The sequence below is a fragment of the Nostoc sp. genome (assembly GCF_035638895.1).
In the GTDB taxonomy this organism is placed as follows: Bacteria; Cyanobacteriota; Cyanobacteriia; order Cyanobacteriales; family Nostocaceae; genus Nostoc.
Window position 1 is genome coordinate 1 of sequence record NZ_DASQZC010000376.1, and the last position, 3,925, is coordinate 3,925.

The 3,925-nt window shown below is 41.6% G+C and carries 3 protein-coding genes; 1 reads left to right on the forward strand and 2 read right to left on the reverse strand.

The window, feature by feature from the left end; translation table 11 throughout:
* Together VE944_RS18540 and VE944_RS18545 are read right to left on the reverse strand one after the other, a co-directional pair.
* A partial coding sequence (locus VE944_RS18540) for a tetratricopeptide repeat protein (RefSeq protein ID WP_324979978.1) occupies positions 1-1,732 on the reverse strand: 1,732 nt, incomplete at its 3' end.
* Positions 1,733-2,100: 368 nt separating this feature from the next.
* Positions 2,101-2,694: a hypothetical protein gene (locus tag VE944_RS18545; protein ID WP_324979981.1), complete on the reverse strand. Its 594-nt coding sequence runs from the start codon at positions 2,692-2,694 to the stop codon at positions 2,101-2,103.
* Positions 2,695-2,852: 158 nt separating this feature from the next.
* Between VE944_RS18545 and VE944_RS18550 the strand changes: the two genes are divergently transcribed.
* Entirely contained in the window at positions 2,853-3,734 is an 882-nt protein-coding gene (locus VE944_RS18550; protein WP_324979984.1) for a hypothetical protein, read from the forward strand.
* Positions 3,735-3,925: the final 191 nt, after the last annotated feature.

Below are 3,925 nucleotides of genomic sequence, written 5' to 3' on the forward strand. Positions count from 1 at the left end.
AGTAATCGGTAATAAGTTTATCAAATTTATTGGGATCAATAGATTTTTTGATAACACTAAAATGACCTTTGGTGAAGATAAAAAAGGCGACATTATTAGGCATATTTGCCACATTAGTCAGCAAGACGGGTTGAACTACAACTGTTCCTGCCGGTATGGAGGATGTTAGGTTTTTAATATCTATGAGTGTAGTTTCAAATAGTTCTGCCACTTCAGGAAAACGGCGAGAGATAGTTTCAGCTTCTGAATAAACTTGTGCTTCTAATTGCCGAATCTGTTGGGGTAGGCTTTCGGATTGATCGCTTTGCAGTTGTTGTCGCAGTGCTTCTAATTGCTGATTTTTTTGACTCCAGTCATCAAGGCTCTGCTGTGCTTCTGGGTTGGCAACTTTGGCATTAATCAGGCGAGTATAATCAGCAAGATCGGCTGTGGTGAATAGGTTAACCCATTCAAAGGCTTGAGCGTATTTCTTTTGATTAATCAAGACATCGACTAAAGCAGTAGCATATATATCGTTTTGCTGTAAAAACTTTTGACGATTTTCTCGTTGCAAACCCCGGCGCATTTCTAAGCTGATTTTGAGAGATTGCTCTAAATTAGTAATGGCTTGAGTTGGCTGATTTGTACTTTGGAAGAATACACCAATATTACCCAAGGTGACAGCTTCACCAGCGCGATCGCCCACAGCACGGAATATGGGAAGAGCTGGGTTGTAAAATGAGAGTGCTTTTTGCTTTTCTCCTAAAGCGTCGTAGACTAGACCGATATTATTGAGTGTAGTGGCTTCACCAGCGCGATCGCCCACAGCACGCCTTATAGGAAGAGCTTGGTTGTAAAATGAGAGTGCTTTTTGCTTTTCTCCTAAAGCTGAGTAGACTAGACCAATGTTACTGAGTATGACAGCTTCACCAGAGCGATCGCCCACAGCACGGAATATGGGAAGAGCTTGGTTGTAAAATGAGAGTGCTTTTTGCTTTTCTCCTAAAGCTGAGTAGACTCCACCAATGTTACTGAGTGTAGTGGCTTCACCAGCGCGATCGGCCACAGCACGCAATATGGGAAGAGCTTGGTTGTAAAATGAGAGTGCTTTTTGCTTTTCTCCTAAAGCTGAGTAGACTAGACCAATGTTACTGAGTATGACAGCTTCACCAGAGCGATCGCCCACAGTACGCAATATGGGAAGAGCTTGGTTGTAAAATGAGAGTGCTTTTTGCTTTTCTCCTAAAGCGTCGTAGACTGCACCGATATTATTGAGTGTAGTGGCTTCACCAGCGCGATCGCCCACAGCACGCAATATGGGAAGAGCTTGGTTGTAAAATGAGAGTGCTTTTTGCTTTTCTCCTAAAGCGTCGTAGACTAGACCGATATTATTGAGTGTAGCACCAGCGTGATCGCCCACAGCACGCAATATGGGAAGAGCTTGGTTGTAAAATGAGAGTGCTTTTTGCTTTTTTCCTAAAGCGGAGTAGTTATGCCCAAGCCAAACTAGTGCAGTTGCTTCAAGTTTTTGGTCTTTGAGTTCCTGTGCCATAGCCGGAACTAGCTGTAATATTTGTATTGCTTTTTGACGTTTCTGTTGCTGTGTTAGTTTTATCCCTTGCTCTAGCAGTTTTTGTGCTTCTTGCGATCGCGAGCTTTGAGTTTGTCCCCAGGTGGGTGGAGCCATCAGCATCACTGTTAAAGGCGTTAGATAAAAGCCCACAGCTAAAAGACTGGTAAGAATTTTTTTCATAGAGTAGCGCAGAGGTAGCTGTTTTCAATTGGGTGTTAGCAGAAGCTCTTGTTATAAACTCACAATTTTTTACTATAAACTCATGATTTTCGTTACAAACTCACGATTTTTCGTTACAAACTCACGATTTTTTGCTATAAACTCATGATTTTCGTTACAAACTCACGATTTTTCGTTACAAACTCACGATTTTTTCCTATAAACTCACGATTTTTTGTTACAAACTCATAATTTTTTGCTATAAACTCATGATTTTCGTTACAAACTCACGATTTTTTGTTACAAACTCATGATTTTCGTTAGTAATGTCGAAATAAATAAGAGCGTACAGCTAGTTGTGCGCCCCTACAGATGGAATATATTCACGATTAATAAGGTTTTGCCAGAATAGTGATCGTTTTTTGTTGCGAATTGAACCGGATTTCATCCACCACATATTGCCGATTTCTCGCCACTGATTGAATACCCCGTAACTGTGCTGTGGAAACTACAGGTGGTTTCAGTTTCACCACTGCTTGACCTTGGGTAGTATTTTTTACAGTAAAATTATTTATGGGTATACCACTCCAACTTACTGTCTTGCCTGTAGGACGTTCTCCCCCACCCCGCATAATTTGACGCCCATTGCTTCTGTAAGCCAACGCTCCATTCTTGAAAACTACTTTTGCAATTTGGCTCAGAGAAATTGTAGCAGTTTTGCCACTACGCTGAATTGATAGAGCTTGCCTTTGTGCATCAATTTCGATTACTCGACCACTGCTTGACTCACCACCATTAAGGATGATCTCTGCTAATTCTGGTAACGCTACTGCAAGTTCTAATTCATCTGCCTTGACTGGTGTCTGTGCTAACAATAAATTTCCCGTCTTGACATCCTGGCTAATTACAGCTTGAATATTTCCTGCGATCGCTGCTGCCATTACTAAGATTGCCACAACCCATCCCTGGAAAAAAGCTTTCATGGCTTTAACAGTATATTTGACTATGTTTAAGTTTCTCATTAAACTTCAAAGGCAGATACTAAATTTCCGTAAAATTACAACTAGATAAGATCCCCGACTTCTTTAAGAAGTCAGGAATCTGAACTTGAAGTTATAAGATTGTTTCCTTTATCTCCCGTATGACTCAAGCTCCCAACCCCAACCAAGAAACCAATATTTTAGGTAAATTCACGAGTGTACTTGGCTTGCTGGGTGCGGCGCTTTTCTTTGCAGGGTGGATTTACCGTTGGTCATATTTTTACTTTTTTCAGCTAGAAGTTAATACTCTCGACTTACCTGCACAGTCTTTTTTGATAGTTCCCCTGCAAATATTTCTTGGAGATGGTTGGGCAATATGCAAAACTGCGATCGCCTTTTTTATCGCTGCGATCGCAATTCAGGCTACATTATGGTTAATAAAAATCATCAGTGATACGGTAGTCTCTGCAAACCAATTGTTAGTGAATCGCATCATCTCTGCAACTCAACACAAACGCTCATGGACAGCTAAACAGCTAAAATCTCTGGCTGAATTTAGTTCTGGACAATTGCGCTCAGTGGAATTTTTGCGATCGCTAGTCAATGAAATAGTAATAGTATCCTGGGTATTAATTGTGATATTTTGGTTAGCTCGTTGGCAAGGCATTGCAGATGCCCGACGAGACGCTGGTCAAAACTCTACTTTACCAGTTGTAGCGTTAATTACACCGGAAGAAAAGTTTGCTGTAGGACGCAAACTTGATAATATATTTGCCGATCCTTCATTGAAAGGTTATCGCATAATTGGCGATCGCGGTTTATTTGATGACTTGCGAGGCAGAGAAGATAATGATCTCAGCAATCCAAAAGAGCCGAGAGTTTGGCGCTTACTCTTAGAACGTGGCGGCTGGATTTATTTGTTTCGAGCATTGCCGCCAAATGCAAAATCTAATGAGCTACCCTCAGTGTTGGCAATTCAAGAAAGTGATAAGGGACATATCATTATTCGCAGTCCAGAAGTTTCTAAAACTAGTTCTCCTTGATATAGAAATCCTGCAACCCGCAGATGCCCGACTTCTTTAAGAAGTCGGGCATCTTGTTTCTTACGAGTGATATCATGTCCGCATAAATAGTTATGCTAACCACAGTCATTACACCCCACCCCCAACCCCTCCCCGCAAGCGGGGAGGGGAGACAAAGCGTAGCTTTGGCGGGGTGGGGAACTTCTGGTTTA